The sequence below is a fragment of the Streptomyces sp. NPDC001904 genome, assembly GCF_040297005.1.
Classification (GTDB): domain Bacteria; phylum Actinomycetota; class Actinomycetes; order Streptomycetales; family Streptomycetaceae; genus Streptomyces.
In genome coordinates, this window is sequence record NZ_JBEOYI010000001.1 from 272,887 (window position 1) to 290,738 (window position 17,852).

Below are 17,852 nucleotides of genomic sequence, written 5' to 3' on the forward strand. Positions count from 1 at the left end.
CTCCCTGCGTGGACACGACCCTTCAGGACCCGTTGCTCGGGCATGTGCTCGATGCCCGGTACCGCATCGACGCACGCATCGCGGTCGGCGGGATGGCCACGGTCTACCGGGCCGTGGACACCCGCCTCGACCGCGTGCTCGCGATCAAGGTGATGCATCCGTCGCTGGCGGCCGACGTCACGTTCGTCGACCGGTTCATCCGCGAGGCCAAATCGGTGGCCCGGCTCTCGCACCCCAATGTGGTGGGCGTCTACGACCAGGGCACGGACGGCCAGTACGTCTATCTGGCGATGGAGTACATCGCGGGCTGCACGCTCCGCGACGTCCTGCGCGACCGCGGGGCGCTGCGCCCTCGCGCGGCCCTCGACATCCTGGAGCCGGTGCTCGCCGCGCTCGGAGCGGCGCACCGCGCGGGCTTCGTGCACCGCGACATGAAGCCGGAGAACGTGCTGATAGGCGACGACGGCCGGGTGAAGGTCGCCGACTTCGGTCTCGTGCGCGCGGTGGACACGGTCACCAACACCACGGGATCGGTCCTCGGCACGGTGTCGTATCTGGCGCCCGAGCAGATCGAGCACGGCACGGCGACGCCCTCGGTGGACGTCTACGCGTGCGGGGTCGTCCTGTACGAGATGCTGACCGGCGGCAAGCCGCACCTGGGGGACTCCCCCGCGCAGGTCCTGTACAAGCACCTCAACGAGGACGTGCCGCCGCCGTCGGCCTCCGTCCCCGGTCTGCCCTACGAGCTGGACGAGCTGGTCGCCTCGGCGACGGCCCGCAACCCCGGTGTCCGCCCCTACGACGCGGTGGCGTTCCTCGCCCAGGTCCGCGCGGCCCGGGCGACGCTGTCCGACGCCCAGCTGGACGCGGTGCCGCCGCAGGCCCTGGAGGCGGAGCACGTGGGGGCCGACGACCGGACGAGCGTGATCCCGCGCGCGGTGGGCGCCACCTCGGTGCAGCTTCCGCTGCCGACGCAGGACGAGGACCGGTACGACCGCACGAGCGTGCTCCAGAGCCCGCCGCCCATGCCGCCGGCTCCGCCGCGCGGCGCGGGCGGCCGACCGCGCCGCGGCCTCTTCGTGATCATCGCGGCGGTGCTGCTGGCCCTGGGCATCGGCACGGGCGTCTGGTACATCAACTCGGGCCAGTTCACCAAGGTCCCCACGATCCTGAGCCAGAGCCGGGCCGACGCCGAGCGCCGCGTCGAGGGAGCGGGCCTGAACCTCGGCAAGGTCACCGAGAAGTACAGCGACGCCTACGACCGGGGCACGGTCATGGGCAGCGACCCGGCGCCCGGCAGCCGCATCAGGGACAACGGCACGGTGAACCTGACGGTGTCCAAGGGCCCCGAGACCGTGAAGGTCCCCGATCTCAAGGGCACCGCGCTGGCCAAGGCCAGGAGCGGGCTCAAGGACGCGGGGCTCGAACCGGGCATGGTCACCAAGGAGTTCAGCGAGGACGTCGCCAAGGGCTCCGTGATCAGCACGGACCCGAAGGCGGGCTCGACGCGCAGGTCCGGCGCGGCGGTCGCCCTCGTCGTCTCCAAGGGCTCCCCCGTCGACGTCCCCGACGTCACCGGTGAGTCCCAGGAGGGCGCGGTCGCCGACCTGGCGGACGCGGGCCTGAAGGCGAAGATCGCACCGGAGCGGGTCAACTCGGACGAGGACAAGGGCGACGTGGCCGAGCAGTCTCCCGGCGAGGGCAAGCAGCTCGCCGAGGGCGACACCGTGACCCTGACGATCTCCAAGGGGCCCGTCATGGTCGAGGTCCCGGACGTCACGGGCATGAAGGTCGACGAGGCGACGTCCACGCTGGAGGACGCCGGGTTCCAGGTCGACGAGGACCGGGGGCTGCTCGGGCTGTTCGGCGACCATGTCGACAAGCAGTCCGTGGAGGGCGGCGACGAGGCCCCCAAGGGATCGACGATCAAGATCACGATCAGGTAGTCCGGCGGGCCCCCGCCCGGGGGCCCGCGTCCGGACCGCCCCCGCGCACCATGACACCCTGGGCCGGGTGAACAGCAGCATCCGCAACCCGATCGGCGGTCACGTCCCCGTGGCCGGCGGCCTCGCCTCCGTAGGGCTGTCCTACGCGCGTGACCTCAAGGCCGAAACCGTCCAGGTCTTCGTCGCCAACCCGCGCGGCTGGGCCACTCCCACCGGCAACCCCCGGCAGGACGAGGAGTTCCGCGCCGCGTGCGCCGCCGGGAACATTCCCGCGTACGTCCACGCGCCCTATCTGATCAACTTCGGGTCGCACACCGAGGCCACCGTCGAGAAGTCCGTGGAGTCGCTGCGCCACTCCCTGCGACGCGGCCGCGAGATCGGCGCCCTGGGCGTGGTCGTGCACACCGGTTCCGCCACCGGCGGCCGGCCGCGCGAGGTCGCGCTGGCGCAGGTGCGGGAGCACATGCTGCCGCTGCTCGACGAGCTGACGCACGACGACGATCCGTTTCTGCTCCTGGAGTCGACCGCCGGGCAGGGCGCGTCGCTCTGCTCGCGGACCTGGGACTTCGGCCCGTACTTCGACGCGCTCGACCGCCACCCCAAGCTGGGCGTCTGCCTCGACACCTGCCACATCTTCGCGGCGGGCCACGACCTGACCGGCCCGGCCGGGATGAAGCAGACCCTCGATCTGCTCGTGGAGACGGTCGGCGAGGGCCGCCTCAAGCTGATCCACGCCAACGACTCCAAGGATGTCGCGGGCGCCCACAAGGACCGGCACGAGAACATCGGCTCCGGCCACATCGGCGCCGATCCGTTCCGCGAGCTCATGGCGCATCCGGCGACCGAGAACGTGCCCCTGGTCATCGAGACGCCCGGCGGCAAGGAAGGGCACGCCGCGGACGTGGCCCGCCTCAAGGAGCTGCGTCCGTAGAGATGTCCTCCCCCATGAGGGAATACCCCTAGGGGGTATGTGGTTGCCGTCGGTGACAGGGACCGTGACGGACGCAGGGGGACCCATGCGGCACGACGAGCACACCGGGCAGCAGCACGCCCAGCACACGCACCACCGCCACGAGCACACCCACGACGACCGGCACGGGGCCGCAAGGGTCAGCTGGTCGACGGCGGCCCAGGCCACCCTGCACTGCCTCACCGGCTGCGCCATCGGCGAGGTCCTCGGGATGGTGATCGGCACCGCGCTCGGCTGGGGCAATGCGCCGACGATGGTGCTGGCGATCGCGCTGGCCTTCGTCTTCGGCTACTCCCTCACGCTGCGCGGAGTGCTGCGGGCGGGCGTCGGCTTCCGGACCGCCTTCCGGGTCGCGCTCGCCGCCGACACCCTCTCGATCGCCGTCATGGAGCTGATCGACAACGGCGTCATCGCGCTGTGGCCGAGCGCCATGGACGCGCACCTCGACGACGTGCTGTTCTGGGGCGCCCTCGCCGTGTCCCTCGCGCTGGCCTTCGTGGTGACGATGCCGGTCAACCGCTGGATGATCGGCCGCGGCAAGGGCCACGCGGTGGTGCACCGCTACCACCACTGAGGACAGGCACCCGGGGACGGGCCCTAGAGTTCGGGCCCTTCCCCGGGCCCTTCCTGGTACGAGTAGCGCTGCTCGCGCCACGGGTCCCCCACGTTGTGGTACCCGCGCTCCTCCCAGAAGCCCCGCCGGTCCGCGGTCATGTACTCGACGCCGCGGACCCACTTGGGACCCTTCCACGCGTACAGGTGCGGCACCACGAGGCGCAGCGGGAAGCCGTGCTCGGCGGTGAGCTGTTCGCCGCCCTTGTGGGTGGCGAAGATGGTGCGCTCGGAGACGAAGTCCGAGAGCCTGAGGTTGGAGCTGAAGCCGTACTCGGCCCAGACCATCACATGGGTGACGTCGGGGGCCGGCGGGGCCAGCTCCAGGACGGTCGAGGCCCGCACCCCGCCCCACTCGGCGCCGACCATGCTGAACTTCGTGACGCAGTGCAGGTCACCGACCACGGTGCCGTACGGCAGCGCCGAGAACTCCTCGTGGTTCCAGGTGTGCTTGTCGCCGTCGGCGGTGGCCCCGAAGACCCTGAACTCCCAGCGCTCGGGACGGAACTTGGGGACCGGCCCGTAGTGCGTGACGGGCCAGCCGCGCTGCAGACGCTGTCCCGGCGGAAGCTCCTGCTGCACTGCTCCCCCAGACTCGCGTTCCACCGGATGACCCATGCCTCCATCCTGACAGACACCGGGCAGTGGACGTGACCACGCCCACGTCGACGGGCGACAGTCGATCATCGATTCGGGCAACTCCTACTAAGCGTGCACTTACTGGACGGGTATGGGTGCCGGTGCGAGGATGCGCGAAACCTGCCCAGTCCACCCGCTTGGAAGGAGCCTCTGCGATGCAGGGCGACCCCGAGGTCATCGAATTTCTCAACGAGCAGCTGACGGCCGAGCTCACCGCGATCAACCAGTACTTCCTGCACGCCAAGATGCAGGAGAACTTCGGCTGGACGAAGCTCGCGAAGTACACCCGGGCCGAGTCGTTCGACGAGATGAAGCACGCCGAGGTGCTGACCGACCGGATCCTCTTCCTGGACGGCCTGCCCAATTACCAGCGGCTCTTCCACGTCCAGGTGGGCCAGACGGTCACCGAGATGTTCCAGGCGGACCGGCAGATCGAGGTCGCGGCGATCGACCGTCTGAAGCGGGGCATCGAGGTGATGCGCGCCAAGGGCGACATCACGTCCGCAAACATCTTTGAGTCGATCCTCGAGGACGAGGAGCACCACATCGACTATCTCGACACGCAGCTGGAGCTGGTGGAGAAGCTGGGCGAGCCGCTGTACATCGCGCAGCTCATCGAGCAGCCCGAGAGCTGACCCCGGGGGGTCTAGGCCGCGTCCGGCAGCTCCGCCTGCGGCGCCAGGGCCACGGCGGTCTCACCCTGCTCGACGAGTTCCCGGCGGGGGCACGCGCCCCGGCCCAGCAGCGCCTGGATCCGGCGGACGCACGATCCGCAGTCGGTGCCGGCCTTGCAGGCCGAGGCTATCTGGCGCGGGGTGGAGGCACCGTCGTCCGCGTGCTTCTTGACCTGCGCCTCGGTGACGCCGAAGCAGTTGCAGACGTACACGCGGGTTCACCTCCCGGTCGGGACGAAGTCGACGCTCATCGTTGGTGCCGTCCCGATTTGTCGGTGAGGCTAACCTAACCTTACCCGGCCTCCTGGGAGCACAAAAGTGCCGTGGGGCGCGGATCCTTGTGATCCGCGCCCCACGGCCTTTACGCAGAGCGAGAGGACCTCACTGGTCGCGGTACATCTCCGCCACCAGGAACGCGAGGTCGAGCGACTGGCTGCGGTTCAGCCGCGGGTCGCAGGCCGTCTCGTAGCGCTGGTGCAGGTCGTCGACGAAGATCTCGTCGCCGCCGCCCACGCACTCGGTGACGTCGTCACCGGTGAGCTCGACGTGGATGCCGCCCGGGTGCGTGCCGAGCGCCTTGTGGACCTCGAAGAAGCCCTTGACCTCGTCGAGCACGTCGTCGAAGCGGCGGGTCTTGTGACCGGAGGCCGCCTCGTACGTGTTGCCGTGCATCGGGTCGGTGATCCAGGCGACGGTCGCGCCGGAGGCGGTGACCTTCTCGACCAGCTCGGGCAGCTTGTCGCGGACCTTGTCGGCGCCCATGCGGACGATGAAGGTCAGCCGGCCGGGCTCGCGGTCGGGGTCGAGGCGCTCGATGTACTGCAGCGCCTCCTCGGCCGTCGTCGTCGGGCCGAGCTTGATGCCGATCGGGTTGCGGATCTTCGAGGCGAACTCGATGTGGGCGCCGTCCAGCTGCCGGGTGCGCTCACCGATCCAGACCATGTGGCCCGAGACGTCGTACAGGTTGCCCGTGCGGGAGTCGACGCGGGTCAGCGCCGACTCGTAGTCGAGCAGCAGCGCCTCGTGGGAGGCGTAGAACTCGACCGTCTGGAACTCGGCCGGGTCGGTGCCGCAGGCGCGCATGAAGTTCAGCGCGTTGTCGATCTCGCGCGCGAGCTGCTCGTAGCGCTGGCCCGACGGGGACGACTTCACGAAGTCCTGGTTCCAGGCGTGCACCTGGCGCAGGTCCGCGTAGCCGCCCGTGGTGAAGGCGCGCACCAGGTTCAGCGTCGAGGCCGACGCGTGGTACATGCGCTTCAGGCGCTCGGGGTCCGGGATGCGGGCGGCCTCGGTGAACTCGAAGCCGTTGACGGAGTCGCCGCGGTAGGTCGGCAGGGTGACGCCGTCGCGGGTCTCGGTCGGCTTGGAGCGCGGCTTGGAGTACTGGCCGGCGATCCGGCCGATCTTCACGACCGGCACCGAGGCGGCGTACGTCAGTACGGCACCCATCTGGAGCAGGGTCTTCAGCTTGTTCCGGATGTGATCTGCGGAGACGGCGTCGAAGGCCTCGGCGCAGTCGCCGCCCTGGAGGAGGAACGCCTCTCCCTTGGCGACGGCCGCCAGGCGGGTACGCAGCTGGTCGCACTCGCCTGCGAAGACGAGCGGCGGATACGACTCGAGGTCCGCGATCACATCGCGCAGAGCCTCGGCATCGGGGTACTCGGGCTGCTGCGCCGCGGGCAGGTCTCGCCAGGTGTTGCCAGCGCTCGCGCTGGTCTTAGCGTTCACGGTCACCTCGCCCACATTACGGGGTCATGTCGCGTGTCCATTCCGGCGCTCATCTTTTGAGACGCGTCGGACACGTCTGAGCCGTCGCTCGGGTATGGTTCGGCCCATGTTCGCGCAGACGCTGGAGAAGCCCAGCCTGACCCGCACCTGGTGGTGGACCGCACATCCGGCGGCCCACTGACTGCGCGTATCCGAATCCGCGAAGGCCGCCCGAGGGGCGGCCTTCAGTGTTTTCCGACACAAGCGGCGGCCGTTCCTCCCGCTCGACTCTCCTCTCGAAAGTCACTGGAAGGAACACCTGCCATGCTCGACCAGCTCCTGACCGACGACCGCCCGTTCGCCCTGTTGCGCCGCCGCACCCCGGGGCGCGACCACGACACGGTCGAGGTCCTGATCGGCCCGGTCGCCACGTACGACAGGCTCGCGGACATCCCCGACGGCCTGGCGCTCGTCCCCTTCCGGCAGATCCGCGAGCGCGGCTTCGACGTCCGTGACGACGGGACCCCGCTGGCCGTCCTGCGCCCCGAGGAGTCGTACGAGATCCCTCTCGCCGACGCGCTGCGGCAGCTGCCCGGGCACGGCGTGGCCGTCCGGGACGGCGGCTTCGACGTCGACGACGACACCTACGCCGACATCGTCGGCCGGGTCCTGCGCGAGGAGATCGGGCGGGGCGAGGGCGCGAACTTCGTGATCCGCAGGACGTACGAGGGTGAGATCCCGGGGTTCTCACGGGCCGACGCCCTCGCGCTGTTCCGGCGGCTGCTCGACGGTGAGCGGGGCGCGTACTGGACGTTCGTCGTGCACACCGGCGACCGCACCCTGGTGGGCGCGAGCCCCGAGGTGCACGTGCGGATGTCCGGCGGAACCGTCGTCATGAACCCCATCAGCGGCACGTACCGCTATCCGGCGGCCGGACCCACCCCGGACGGCCTGCTCGAGTTCCTCGCCGACGGCAAGGAGATCGAGGAGCTGTCGATGGTGGTCGACGAGGAACTCAAGATGATGTGCACCGTCGGCGACCGGGGCGGGGTCGTGATCGGCCCCCGCCTCAAGGAGATGGCGCACCTGGCGCACACCGAGTACGAGCTGCGCGGGAAGTCGACCCTCGACGTGCGGGACGTGCTGAAGGAGACGATGTTCGCGGCGACCGTCACCGGCTCGCCGGTGCAGAACGCGTGCCGGGTCATCGAGCGGCACGAAGTCGGTGGGCGCGGGTACTACGCCGGGGCTCTGGCGCTGGTCGGGCGGGACGCGGGCGGCTCGCAGACGCTGGACTCGCCGATCCTGATCAGGACCGCCGACGTCGACACGGCGACCGGGCGCCTTCGGGTGCCGGTCGGCGCGACGCTCGTCCGCGGCTCGGACCCGCTGGGCGAGGTCGCCGAGACGCACGCGAAGGCCGCCGGGGTGCTCGCCGCCCTGGGGGTGCGGCCGTCCCGGCCGCGCGAGGAGGGCGCGCGCCCGGCGCTGGCCGACGACCCGCGGGTGCGGGCGGCGCTCGACGGGCGCCGGGCCGCCCTGGCCCCGTTCTGGCTGCGGATGCAGGAGCGGGCCGGTGAGCCGGGCGGGCACGCGCTGATCGTGGACGCCGAGGACACGTTCACCGCGATGCTGGCGCACGTGCTGCGCTCCTCGGGGCTCGACGTGAGCGTGCGCCGCTACGACGACGGGGGCGTGGCGGGGCTGCGGGAGCGGGTGCTCGCGCACGAGGGGCCGGTCGTGCTCGGCCCGGGTCCCGGCGATCCGTCCGATCTCACCGACCCCAAGATGCGTTTCCTGCGCTCCCTGACCGCCGAGGTGCTGCGCACGCACGGCCACGGTGTCCTCGGCGTCTGCCTGGGGCACGAGCTGATCGCGGCCGAACTGGGCCTGGACATCGTCCGCAAGGAGGTGCCGTACCAGGGGGCGCAGACCGACATCGAGCTGTTCGGCCGCACCGAGACCGTCGGGTTCTACAACAGCTTCGTGGCGGCCTGCGACGACGAGGCCGCGCGCGAGCTGGCCGCCCACGAGGTGGAGGTCGCCCGGGACACCGGCGGTGAGGTGCACGCGCTGCGCGGGCCCGGCTTCGCCTCGGTCCAGTTCCACCCGGAGTCGGTGCTGTCGCTGCGCGGCGCCGGGATCGTGCGGGAGCTGCTGACTCAGGTGACGGTCGGCACCAGGACGTTCTCGGAGCGGCGGCCCGCCCGGTAGTCCAGCACGTTCTGCACCGTGGCCTCGATGATCTGCTCGATCGCGTCCACGGTGTAGTACGCCTGGTGGGACGTGACCAGCACGTTCGGGAAGGTGACGAGGCGGGCCAGGGTGTCGTCCTCGACGACGTCGAGGGACTTGTCGAGGAAGAACAGGCCCGCTTCGGCCTCGTAGACGTCGAGGCCCACGCCGGTGAAGCGGCCCTCGCGCAACTCGGCGACCAGCGCCTTGGTGTCGACGAGGCCGCCGCGGCTGGAGTTGATCAGGATCACGTCGTCCTTCATGGCGCGCAGCGCGGCCGCGTCGACGATGTGCTCGGTGGCGGGGAGCAGCGGCACGTGCAGGCTGATCACGTCGGACTCGGCGAAGAGCTGCTCCTTCTCGACGTACTTCATGCCGAGGGCGGTGCAGTTCGGGTTCTCGGCGACGTCCCAGCCGAGCAGGTTCATCCCGAAGCCGTGCGCGATCCGGGTGAACGCCTCACCGATCTTGCCGGTGCCGAGCACGCCGACGGTGCGGCCGTGCATGTCGCGGCCCATCAGGCCGTCGAGGCGGAAGTCGAAGTCGCGGGTGCGGGTGCTCGCCCGGACGATGCGACGGTTGACGGCCATCACGAGGGACCAGGCGAACTCCGCGACCGAGTACGGCGAGTAGTACGAGACCCGGGACACGGTCAGGCCCAGGCGCTCGGCGACCTCCAGGTCGATGTTGTTGAAGCCGGTGGACCGCTGGGCGATCATCTGCGTGCCGCCGGCCGCGAGGGTCTGCAGGACGCGATTGTTCAGGGTGGCGTTGACGCTGGTGGAGATGATCTCGTAGCCCGCCGCGATGGGGGCCGTGTCCTCGGTGAGGAAGACATCGAGGCAGCGGACGTCGTGGTGCCCCGCGAAGGCCTTCTCGATGAGGGGCTTTTCGTCCGATTGCACACCAAAAGCGAGAATCTCCATGAGGTGAGTCTAGGCCGGACAAGCCCCTCCGGCGATTGAGGAGCGGGGCCCGGGGCGGAGCCCCGGAACCACCTCAGCCGAAGAAGACGCCGACCTCCTCGTAGAGAGCCGGGTCGACGGTCTTCAGCCGAGCCGTCGCCTCCGCGATGGGCACCCGCACGATCTCGGTCCCCCGCAAGGCGACCATGGCCCCCCAGTCGCCGTCCCGCACGGCATCGATCGCATGCAACCCGAACCGCGTCGCCAGCCACCGGTCGAAGGCCGACGGAGTCCCGCCGCGCTGCACATGGCCGAGAACGGTGGTGCGGGCCTCCTTGCCGGTGCGCTTCTCGATCTGTTTCGCCAGCCATTCGCCGACCCCGGACAGCCGCACGTGCCCGAAGGAGTCGAGGGACTCGTCCTTGAGGACCATGTCGCCGTCCCGCGGCATCGCGCCCTCCGCGACGACCACGATCGGCGCGTACGAGGCCCGGAAGCGGGAGGTGACCCAGGTGCAGACCTGCTCGATGTCGAAGCGCTGTTCGGGGATGAGGATGACGTTGGCACCGCCGGCGAGGCCGGAGTGGAGGGCTATCCAGCCGGCGTGCCGGCCCATGACCTCGACGACGAGGACCCGCATGTGCGATTCGGCCGTGGTGTGCAGCCGGTCGATCGCCTCGGTCGCGATCCCGACGGCCGTGTCGAAGCCGAAGGTGTAGTCGGTGGCGGAGAGGTCGTTGTCGATGGTCTTCGGGACGCCGACGGCCCGGACGCCGTGCTCGTCGGTGAGGCGTGCGGCGACGCCCAGGGTGTCCTCGCCGCCGATCACGATGAGGGCGTCGACCTCCTGTGCGGCCAGGTTCTCCTTCACCCGGCGGACCCCGTCCTCCGCCTGGAAGGGGTTGGTGCGCGAGGAGCCGAGGATGGTGCCGCCCCGGGGCAGGATGCCGCGGACCGCGGGGATGTCGAGACGGACGGTGTCGTTCTCCAGGGGACCGCGCCAGCCGTCCCGGTAGCCGACGAAGTCATAGCCGTACTCCTGGACGCCCTTGCGGACGATGCCCCGGAGAACGGCGTTGAGCCCGGGGCAGTCGCCGCCGCCGGTCAGTACTCCGACCCTCATCGCGTAACTCCCTTGTCACGGTGAGCAGTTCAGGAAACTGTCCCGCGCGGTGTCACGCGTCGTCCAGACCCCGTTCGATCGCGTATCGGACGAGTTCGACGCGGTTGTGCAGCTGGAGCTTGCCGAGGGTGTTCTGCACGTGGTTCTGCACCGTGCGGTGCGAGATGACCAGCCGCTCGGCGATCTGCTTGTAGCTCAGCCCCTTCGCGACCAGGCGCAGCACCTCGGTCTCCCGGTCGGTCAGCTCGGGCGCCTTCGGCACGTCGGTGTCGGCCGCGGGGGCGGGCTCCGAGGCGAGACGGCGGTACTCCCCGAGCACCAGGCCCGCGAGGCCGGGAGTGAACACCGGATCACCGGCCGCCGTGCGGCGCACCGCGTCGATCAGCTCGTCCGTCGAGGCGGATTTGAGGAGATAGCCGGTCGCGCCGGACTTCACCGCCTCCAGGACGTCCGCGTGCTCACCGCTCGCGGAGAGCACCAGGACGCGCAGCGCGGGGAAGGCGGCGACGAGCTCCTTGCAGACCTGGACACCGGGCTTGGCCGGCAGGTTCAGGTCCAGGACGAGGACGTCGGGGGCCGCGGCCTGGGCACGGCGCACCGCCTGCTCGCCGTCGCCCGCCGTGGCGACGACGTCGAAGCCGGCGGCGGCCAGGTCGCGGGCGACGGCGTCGCGCCACATCGGGTGGTCGTCGACCACCATCACTCTGATCGTCTTCTGCCCGGCCGGCCCCTGCTCGGCCCGCTGTTCGCTCATCGTTCCTGTCCCGCCTTCCCCCGTGCGGCCCTGCCGGGCCCGCTCACTTCTTCTTCGGTACGTGCAGTTCGACCTCGGTGCCCTGGCCGGGTACGGAGATCAGCTCGGCGGTGCCGCCGATGTCGCGCAGTCTGCCCCGGATGGACTGGGCCACCCCGAGCCTGCCCTCGCCCTCGGCCTCGGCGAGGCGGCCCTCCGGGATGCCGGGCCCGTCGTCCCGTACGGTCACGATCACCGCCTCCGGCTCGTCCTCCACCAGGATCCAGGCCCGCGCGTCCTCGCCCGCGTGCTGCCGCACATTGTCCAGGGCGGCACCGACAGCGGCGGCCAGCTCGTGGGCGGCGGCGGGCGGCATCAGGACGGCGGTGCCGGGCGCGGAGAAGGTGGTCCGGGCGTCGGCGTGCGGGGCGAGCAGCGGGCGCAGGTCCCGCGGGCCGTCCGTGCCGGGCGACGCGCCGGCCGCGGCATAGGTGGTGACGGCCCGGACGACCGCCCCCTGGGACAGGTCCTCCGAGGCGCGGGAGGGCTGGCGCAGGCCCGCGGCGACCAGGGTGCGCAGCGCGATCTCCTGCTCCCCCGCCATCCGGCCCAGCTCGGCGGCCTCGCCGCCCAGGGCGGTGCCGCGCCGCTGCACCATGGCGAGGACCTGGAGCACGCTGTCGTGGATGTCGCGGGCCAGGCGCTCCCGCTCCCGGGTGGCCGCCTCGATCTCCAGGGCGCGGGCGAGGGTCCGCTCGGAGGCGCGGGCCACCTCGACCACGTAGCCGATCGCTATGCCCGCGATGCAGACCAGCAGGACGTTGTGGATGGTGCTGCGGCTGACGTCACCGCGCTGCGCCACGTTGGCCGCGCCGATCAGGACCGAGGCGAAGGCCGCCCAGCGCCAGCCGCCCTTGAGCGCCCAGGCGAGGACCGCGCCCGCCGTCCAGATCGACGGCAGCGTCGAACCGCCGGTGACCGCCCGATCGTGTCCCGCGACCGGGGAGAGCAGGATGCCGGCGAGCGCGACGGCGAGGTCGATGGTGAGGAACCGCTTGGTGCAGCGCCGGGCGCCCGACACCTGGGGCAGCGTCGCCAGGGTCCACACCGCGAGCACGGCGTAGTAGGCGATGCCGACCCAGGGCCGCTCGTACACCTCGTACGCGGAGGCGAAGAGCCCGATCGCGTACACCATCGTCAGCACGCGGTAGGCCGTCAGGGCACGCCACAGCGGCTGCTCCACCGACATCCGCACCACGCGTTCCCGCCGGGTCGCGCTCCCCATGTCCCCCACCCCCCGACGAGCCGGCGCGGCTAGCTGCCGCCCCGCTCGCCACCCTTCTCCGCAGACTTCTGCGCTTCCTTCTGCGCTTCTTTCTGGGCTTCCTTCTGCGCTTCCTTCTCGGCCTTCGCCGCGTCCGCGATCTGCCGCTTGGCGGCGGTCGCGTACATGTCGACGTACTCCTGGCCGGAGAGCTTCATGATCTCGTACATGACCTCGTCGGTCACGGCCCGCAGCACGAACCGGTCGCCCTCCATGCCCTGGTAGCGGCTGAAGTCGAGCGGCTTGCCGATGCGGATGCCCGGGCGCATGAGCTTCGGCATGACCTTGCCCGGCGGCTGGATCTTCTCCGTGTCGATCATCGCGACCGGGATGACGGGCGCGCCGGTGGCGAGCGCCACGCGCGCGAGGCCGCCCGGCTTGCCGCGGTAGAGACGGCCGTCGGGCGAACGCGTGCCCTCCGGGTAGATGCCGAACAGCTCGCCGCGCTCCAGGACCTCGATGCCGCTCTTGATGGCGGCCTCGCCCGCGCCGCGCGAACCGGAGCGGTCCACCGGCAGCTGTCCGACCCCCTTGAAGAAGGCGGCCGTCAGCTTGCCCTTCACCCCCGGAGTGGTGAAGTACTCGGCCTTCGCGATGAAGGTGACCTTGCGGTCGAGCATCGTCGGCAGGAAGAAGGAGTCGGAGAAGGAGAGGTGGTTGCTGGCCAGGATCGCCGGGCCGGTGGCCGGAATGTTCTCCAGACCCTCCACCCACGGCCGGAAGCCGAGCTTGAGCGGCCCCCCGATGGCCACCTTCATTGCGCCGTAGATCAACCCTCTGCCTTCCCTCGTTCTCGGACCCGGTACACGGACTCGTACGCGGATCGGTCCGAGGATCAGACCTTAACCCGCAGGGCCGTCAGGGAGCCCGACGACCCTGGTCGGTGTCAGTCCGGTCGCGTACGGTGAAGACCTCACTCCCGATGCCCCCGTAGTCCCCACATACCCACGAACAGGAGACCGAAGGTGCCGGTCCTTCCTGGAGCCGAGCCGTACCGCCACGACGGCGGCGAGATCGGCGTCCTCCTCTGTCACGGCTTCACCGGAACGCCCCAGTCCCTGCGCCCCTGGGCGGAGTACCTGGCCGGGCGCGGTCTGACCGTCTCGCTCCCCCTGCTGCCCGGGCACGGCACCCGCTGGGAGGACCTGTCGGTCACCGGATGGCAGGACTGGTACGCGGAGGTGGACCGCGCCCTGCGCGATCTCAGGGAGCGCTGCGCGCAGGTCTTCGTCTTCGGTCTGTCGATGGGCGGCGCGCTCGCGCTGCGGCTGGCCGCCCGCCATGGGGACGAGGTGGCGGGTCTCGTTCTGGTGAACCCGGGGAACAAGGTGCACGGTCTGGCCGCGCACGCGCTCCCCGTCGCCCGGCACCTGGTGCCCACCGTCAAGGGGATCGCCAGCGACATCGCCAAGGAGGGCTCGCAGGAGGTCGGCTACGACCGGGTGCCGCTGCACGCGGCGCACCAGCTGCGCCAGTTCTTCCGGCTCGTCGACCGGGAGCTGCCGCAGGTGACCCAGCCGCTGCTGGTGCTGCACAGCGTGCAGGACCACGTGGTGCCGCCGGCCGACTCCGCGCGCGTGCTCAGCCGTGTCTCGTCGACGGACGTCACCGAGATCCTGCTGGAACAGAGCTACCACGTCGCGACGTTGGACCATGACGCGGACCGGATCTTCGACGAGAGCGTGACGTTCGTCGACCGGATCGCCCCCCGTGTCGGCCAGATCCCCGGCGAGGGTGGGACAGGCCCCGGCGACAGTGCGGAAGGGACGGCCAGCGGTGGCTGAGCAGGAGGAGCGGCGGGAGCCCGAGAAGCCCGAGCCGCAGGAGCCGGAGCAGACGGACGGGCAGCAGCCCGACCCCCTGCTGCCGGCCGACGAGGACGCCGCCTGGGCCGAGATCGTCGCCGGGTACGGCGCCGAGCCGCCGGACCCGCCGGGTGCCAAGCCGTTCAAGTCGGTGGAGGACCTGGCGCTCCTGGACCCGGAGACCAACGACTCCCCCGACGCGGGACCGCGCCAGGACACCCCGGGGCCGCTCGGCTCCTCGGTCTCCTTCGCCCCGGGCGTCGCCGCGACCCCGGGCCCGCGCGACTATGCGGCGTCCGAGCCGTCCGACGACGACCTCGGGGACGACGACGAAGGCCACTTCGTGCAGCCGGACCCGCAGCTCCCTGAGGCGGACGTCACGGCGAAGTTCGCCTGGCTGGCCGTGGTCGGCGGCCCGGTGCTGCTGCTCCTCGCGGTGCTGCTCGGCTGGGACATGACGTGGTGGCTGGCGACGCTCTGCATCGGCGGCTTCCTCGGCGGATTCGCGACGCTGGTCGCCCGGATGCAGTCGGGCGACGAGGAGGACGACGACCCGGGGCGCGGCGCGGTCGTCTGACCTGCACGAGTACGCGGAAGAAGGCCCGGCCCGGATGCTTCCGGCCGGGCCTTCGCCATGCCGGACGGAACCCGATCGGGCGCTGCGGCGAAGTACCGGTGAACCAGCCCAAGCCTTCAAGGCGTTCACACGGACGAAAGGAGCCCCGATGACCGTCAGACCCCGGGAGCACCGCCTGTCTCAGCACGACGAGAGCGACGCCCGGGCGATCGAGCGGTCGCGGGAGGAGCCCGAACAGTTCGCCGCCCTCTTCGACCGGTACGCCGACGCCGTGCACCACTACGCGGCGCGGCGGCTCGGCCCCGAAGCGGCGGAGGATCTGACGGCGGAGACCTTCACCACCGCCTTCAAGCAGCGCCACCGCTACGACCCGGCAAGGTCCGACGACGCCCGCCCGTGGCTCTTCGGGATCGCCACCAACCTCGTCGGCCGGCACCGCCGGGCGGAGGCGCGCCGCTTCAAGGCGCTGTCCCGCCTGCCGGAGCCGGTCGAGCACGAGGAGCCGGTGGCCGATCGCGCGGTGTCCCGGGCCGGCGCGCACGGTCTGCGCCGGGAACTGGCGGCCGCTCTCGCCGCCCTGCCGGCGCGGCAGCGGGACGTGGTGCTGCTCGTGGCCTGGACCGACCTCGGCTACGAGGAGACGGCCGAGGCCCTGGGGGTGCCGGTGGGCACGGTCAGGTCCCGCCTGAGCCGGGCTCGCAGCGCGTTGCGTGAAGCACTGGGCGGCACCGATCCGACCGCTCCGACCGCCCTCCGGGAGGCATCCGCCCATGACTGACCGCGAACTCGACCTGGCCCTCGACGAACTGAGCACCTGGGAGGGGGACGCCGCGCCCCTCGACCCCGCCGCCCGCCACCGGGTCCGTACCCGCCTGCTGTCCGCGATGGAGGTCCGCCGTCCGCTGTGGCAGCGGCCCGGTCTGCGGATCGCCGTGACGGGCCTGGCCACGGCGGCGGTCGCCGCGACCGTCCTGGTGGCGGTGCGCGACGACGGCGGTTCCGCCGGGCCGGCCACGGCTCAGCGGACCGAACAGCCGGCGGTGCGGCCGGTGTCGGCCCGTACCGTGCTGGCCGGGGCCGCCGTCTACGAACGCGAGCACTCCCAGGCGCCCGCGACACCGCCGCGCGACGACCAGTTCATCTACACGAAGGAGATCATCAAGGAGACGAACCAGAAGACGGGCGAGACCAAGACGCACGTCGACGAGGACTGGCGCTCGGTCGACGGCTCGCAGCGCTCCTGGGTCATGGAGATCGGCAAGGGCTGGTGGTCGGAGCCCCTGAAGAAGAACGAGTCCTCCTGGCCGCCGCAGGACTGGACGGTCCTGGAGAAGCTGCCCACCGACCCGGAGAAGCTGATCCTCTCGCTGCTCCACAAGAACGGCGGGTCCGCCAAGAACGACTCGCTCGCCCACATCACCGCGCAGGACTGGTCCCTCATCCACTTCAGCCTCGCCGGGCTGCTCAAGCTGGTCCCGGTGATGCCCGAGGGCCTGCGCCCGGCGGCGTACGAAGCGCTCGCCAAGGTGCCGGGGGTGAAGACGGTGCCGGACCAGAAGGACGCGAAGGGCCGGACCGGCGTGGCGATCACGTACAAGGACCCGACGCTCCCCAAGGGCGTCACCAGCTTCGGCGGCTACTTCATCTTCGACCCGAAGACCTACGAGTTCCTGGGCTTCAAGGACGACCGCACCTCCGGTGACGGCGCGAAGAAGAAGACGTACACCCAGCTCTCCTACCTGGACAGCTGGGCGATCACCGACAAGGTGAAGCAGCGCCCGTAGCTCACGCGGCGGGGATTCTGAGGGCGGCCAGGACCGGCAGATGGTCCGTGGCCGCCCTCAGTTCGTCCGCGTCGAGGAAGTCCGGCACCCCGCACCCCAGCACCTCCACGCCCTTGGTGGCGAGGATCGCGTCGATCCGCTGATGGGGGTCGTCCGGCGTCGAGGTGTACTCGCCGCCCCAGGGCGCCTTCGCCCAGCAGTCCTGGAGCGCCGCGCTCAGCCGCCGGAAGGTCCGTCCGTCCGGCCGCTCGTTGAGATCGCCGCCCGCGACGACGTGCTCGACGCCCAGCTCCGCGATCCGGTCGAGCAGCAGCCCGCCCTGCGCGTACCGCTCGTCCTTCTGCAGGCTCAGGTGGCAGCTGATCACGCCCAGCCGTGGGCCCTGAGAGCCCCCGAACCGTACGACGGCGGTGGCGAAGCCGCGCCGGTGCAGGCCGGGGGTGAGCGGGAGCAGCACGTCCTCGGTCCGCTCGACGGTGGCGCGCAGGGAGCAGAGCAGCGCGGGTCCCGCGGCGCTGCCGCCGCCGGAGAGGAGCACCAGGTTCGCGGCGCGGGCGAGCCTGGCGAGCTGCTTGCGCCAGCGGAAGAACCGGGGCGCCTCCTGGATCAGCACCAGGTCCGGGGCGCAGGCCTTGATCACCCGGGCGAGGGCGACCGGGCTGTCGCGCATCGAGCGGATGTTGTAGCTGAGGACGCGGATGACGGCCGAACCGTCGGGTTCCGTAACGGAGTTGGGCAGTTCGGAAAGGTCGCTGAGGGAGCCGGAGTCCATGACGATCAAGATACGCCGGTGCCCGCCGCCCCCGGGGGGAACGACG

19 protein-coding genes are annotated in these 17,852 nt (G+C 71.1%); 10 read left to right on the forward strand and 9 right to left on the reverse strand.

Annotated features, from left to right (window positions below):
- Nucleotides 1-8: 8 nt before the first annotated feature.
- From pknB to ABT127_RS01205, 3 genes are all read left to right on the forward strand, one after another.
- The gene (gene pknB / locus ABT127_RS01195) at nt 9-1,946 is read left to right on the forward strand and encodes a Stk1 family PASTA domain-containing Ser/Thr kinase (RefSeq protein ID WP_351443765.1); all 1,938 of its coding nucleotides are present in this window, start codon (nt 9-11) and stop codon (nt 1,944-1,946) included.
- Nucleotides 1,947-2,013: 67 nt separating this feature from the next.
- On the forward strand, nt 2,014-2,877 hold the full coding sequence (locus ABT127_RS01200) for a deoxyribonuclease IV (RefSeq protein WP_351443766.1): 864 nt from the start codon (nt 2,014-2,016) through the stop codon (nt 2,875-2,877).
- An 85-nt stretch (nt 2,878-2,962) separates the two neighbouring features.
- Nucleotides 2,963-3,490: a DUF4396 domain-containing protein gene (locus ABT127_RS01205; RefSeq protein ID WP_351443767.1), complete on the forward strand. Its 528-nt coding sequence runs from the start codon at nt 2,963-2,965 to the stop codon at nt 3,488-3,490.
- 23 nt (nt 3,491-3,513) lie between these two features.
- On the opposite strand, the gene ABT127_RS01210 is transcribed toward ABT127_RS01205, so the two are convergent.
- Nucleotides 3,514-4,146, reverse strand: coding sequence for a sulfite oxidase-like oxidoreductase (locus tag ABT127_RS01210; protein ID WP_351443768.1), 633 nt, complete (start codon nt 4,144-4,146; stop codon nt 3,514-3,516).
- A gap of 176 nt (nt 4,147-4,322) precedes the next feature.
- On the opposite strand from ABT127_RS01210, the gene bfr reads away from it, so the two are divergent.
- On the forward strand, nt 4,323-4,802 hold the full coding sequence (gene bfr, locus ABT127_RS01215) for a bacterioferritin (RefSeq protein ID WP_111661814.1): 480 nt from the start codon (nt 4,323-4,325) through the stop codon (nt 4,800-4,802).
- Nucleotides 4,803-4,813: 11 nt separating this feature from the next.
- On the opposite strand, the gene ABT127_RS01220 is transcribed toward bfr, so the two are convergent.
- Together ABT127_RS01220 and ABT127_RS01225 are read right to left on the reverse strand one after the other, a co-directional pair.
- The gene (locus tag ABT127_RS01220; protein WP_351443769.1) at nt 4,814-5,053 is read right to left on the reverse strand and encodes a (2Fe-2S)-binding protein; all 240 of its coding nucleotides are present in this window, start codon (nt 5,051-5,053) and stop codon (nt 4,814-4,816) included.
- 169 nt (nt 5,054-5,222) lie between these two features.
- A complete protein-coding gene (locus tag ABT127_RS01225; protein ID WP_351443770.1) occupies nt 5,223-6,575 on the reverse strand; it encodes a class II 3-deoxy-7-phosphoheptulonate synthase in 1,353 nt (450 codons plus the stop codon).
- Nucleotides 6,576-6,675: 100 nt separating this feature from the next.
- Between ABT127_RS01225 and ABT127_RS39295 the strand changes: the two genes are divergently transcribed.
- Nucleotides 6,676-6,750, forward strand: a complete 75-nt coding sequence (locus tag ABT127_RS39295) for a trp operon leader peptide (RefSeq protein ID WP_502971612.1) — start codon at nt 6,676-6,678, stop codon at nt 6,748-6,750.
- A 122-nt stretch (nt 6,751-6,872) separates the two neighbouring features.
- The gene (locus tag ABT127_RS01230; protein WP_351443771.1) at nt 6,873-8,762 is read left to right on the forward strand and encodes an anthranilate synthase family protein; all 1,890 of its coding nucleotides are present in this window, start codon (nt 6,873-6,875) and stop codon (nt 8,760-8,762) included.
- On the opposite strand, the gene ABT127_RS01235 is transcribed toward ABT127_RS01230, so the two are convergent.
- From ABT127_RS01235 to ABT127_RS01255, 5 genes are all read right to left on the reverse strand, one after another.
- On the reverse strand, nt 8,711-9,709 hold the full coding sequence (locus tag ABT127_RS01235; protein WP_351443772.1) for a 2-hydroxyacid dehydrogenase: 999 nt from the start codon (nt 9,707-9,709) through the stop codon (nt 8,711-8,713). The two genes, ABT127_RS01230 and ABT127_RS01235, sit on opposite strands and share 52 nt — an antisense overlap.
- 73 nt (nt 9,710-9,782) lie before the next feature.
- Nucleotides 9,783-10,811 (reverse strand): 6-phosphofructokinase, encoded by a 1,029-nt coding sequence (locus ABT127_RS01240; protein ID WP_351443773.1) that lies wholly within the window; start codon nt 10,809-10,811, stop codon nt 9,783-9,785.
- Between the two features lie 52 nt (nt 10,812-10,863).
- A complete protein-coding gene (locus tag ABT127_RS01245; RefSeq protein ID WP_351443774.1) occupies nt 10,864-11,565 on the reverse strand; it encodes a response regulator in 702 nt (233 codons plus the stop codon).
- Between the two features lie 43 nt (nt 11,566-11,608).
- Nucleotides 11,609-12,829: a MacS family sensor histidine kinase gene (gene macS, locus ABT127_RS01250; RefSeq protein WP_351443775.1), complete on the reverse strand. Its 1,221-nt coding sequence runs from the start codon at nt 12,827-12,829 to the stop codon at nt 11,609-11,611.
- A 29-nt stretch (nt 12,830-12,858) separates the two neighbouring features.
- Nucleotides 12,859-13,638: a lysophospholipid acyltransferase family protein gene (locus ABT127_RS01255; protein ID WP_351444047.1), complete on the reverse strand. Its 780-nt coding sequence runs from the start codon at nt 13,636-13,638 to the stop codon at nt 12,859-12,861.
- 195 nt (nt 13,639-13,833) lie between these two features.
- On the opposite strand from ABT127_RS01255, the gene ABT127_RS01260 reads away from it, so the two are divergent.
- From ABT127_RS01260 to ABT127_RS01275, 4 genes are all read left to right on the forward strand, one after another.
- The gene (locus tag ABT127_RS01260) at nt 13,834-14,652 is read left to right on the forward strand and encodes an alpha/beta hydrolase (RefSeq protein ID WP_351443776.1); all 819 of its coding nucleotides are present in this window, start codon (nt 13,834-13,836) and stop codon (nt 14,650-14,652) included.
- Nucleotides 14,645-15,250: a hypothetical protein gene (locus ABT127_RS01265; RefSeq protein WP_351443777.1), complete on the forward strand. Its 606-nt coding sequence runs from the start codon at nt 14,645-14,647 to the stop codon at nt 15,248-15,250. The genes ABT127_RS01260 and ABT127_RS01265 overlap by 8 nt, the downstream gene beginning before the upstream one ends.
- Before the next feature lie 148 nt (nt 15,251-15,398).
- Nucleotides 15,399-16,028: an RNA polymerase sigma factor gene (locus ABT127_RS01270; protein ID WP_351443778.1), complete on the forward strand. Its 630-nt coding sequence runs from the start codon at nt 15,399-15,401 to the stop codon at nt 16,026-16,028.
- On the forward strand, nt 16,021-17,034 hold the full coding sequence (locus ABT127_RS01275) for a CU044_5270 family protein (protein ID WP_351443779.1): 1,014 nt from the start codon (nt 16,021-16,023) through the stop codon (nt 17,032-17,034). The genes ABT127_RS01270 and ABT127_RS01275 overlap by 8 nt, the downstream gene beginning before the upstream one ends.
- Nucleotide 17,035: 1 nt before the next feature.
- Here ABT127_RS01275 and ABT127_RS01280 read toward each other — a convergent pair whose 3' ends face one another.
- On the reverse strand, nt 17,036-17,806 hold the full coding sequence (locus ABT127_RS01280; RefSeq protein WP_351443780.1) for an endonuclease/exonuclease/phosphatase family protein: 771 nt from the start codon (nt 17,804-17,806) through the stop codon (nt 17,036-17,038).
- Nucleotides 17,807-17,852 lie beyond the last annotated feature (46 nt).

Bases quoted from the DNA above. Each gene is read 5' to 3' on its own strand.
- ABT127_RS01270 (WP_351443778.1), top strand. From the start codon at position 15,399: ATGACCGTCAGACCCCGGGAGCACCGCCTGTCTCAGCACGACGAGAGC.
- macS (WP_351443775.1), bottom strand. From the start codon at position 12,829: ATGGGGAGCGCGACCCGGCGGGAACGCGTGGTGCGGATGTCGGTGGAG.
- bfr (WP_111661814.1), top strand. From the start codon at position 4,323: ATGCAGGGCGACCCCGAGGTCATCGAATTTCTCAACGAGCAGCTGACG.
- ABT127_RS01275 (WP_351443779.1), top strand. From the start codon at position 16,021: ATGACTGACCGCGAACTCGACCTGGCCCTCGACGAACTGAGCACCTGG.
- ABT127_RS01280 (WP_351443780.1), bottom strand. From the start codon at position 17,806: ATGGACTCCGGCTCCCTCAGCGACCTTTCCGAACTGCCCAACTCCGTT.
- ABT127_RS01235 (WP_351443772.1), bottom strand. From the start codon at position 9,709: ATGGAGATTCTCGCTTTTGGTGTGCAATCGGACGAAAAGCCCCTCATC.
- ABT127_RS01210 (WP_351443768.1), bottom strand. From the start codon at position 4,146: ATGGGTCATCCGGTGGAACGCGAGTCTGGGGGAGCAGTGCAGCAGGAG.
- ABT127_RS01240 (WP_351443773.1), bottom strand. From the start codon at position 10,811: ATGAGGGTCGGAGTACTGACCGGCGGCGGCGACTGCCCCGGGCTCAAC.
- ABT127_RS01245 (WP_351443774.1), bottom strand. From the start codon at position 11,565: ATGAGCGAACAGCGGGCCGAGCAGGGGCCGGCCGGGCAGAAGACGATC.
- ABT127_RS01205 (WP_351443767.1), top strand. From the start codon at position 2,963: ATGCGGCACGACGAGCACACCGGGCAGCAGCACGCCCAGCACACGCAC.
- ABT127_RS01230 (WP_351443771.1), top strand. From the start codon at position 6,873: ATGCTCGACCAGCTCCTGACCGACGACCGCCCGTTCGCCCTGTTGCGC.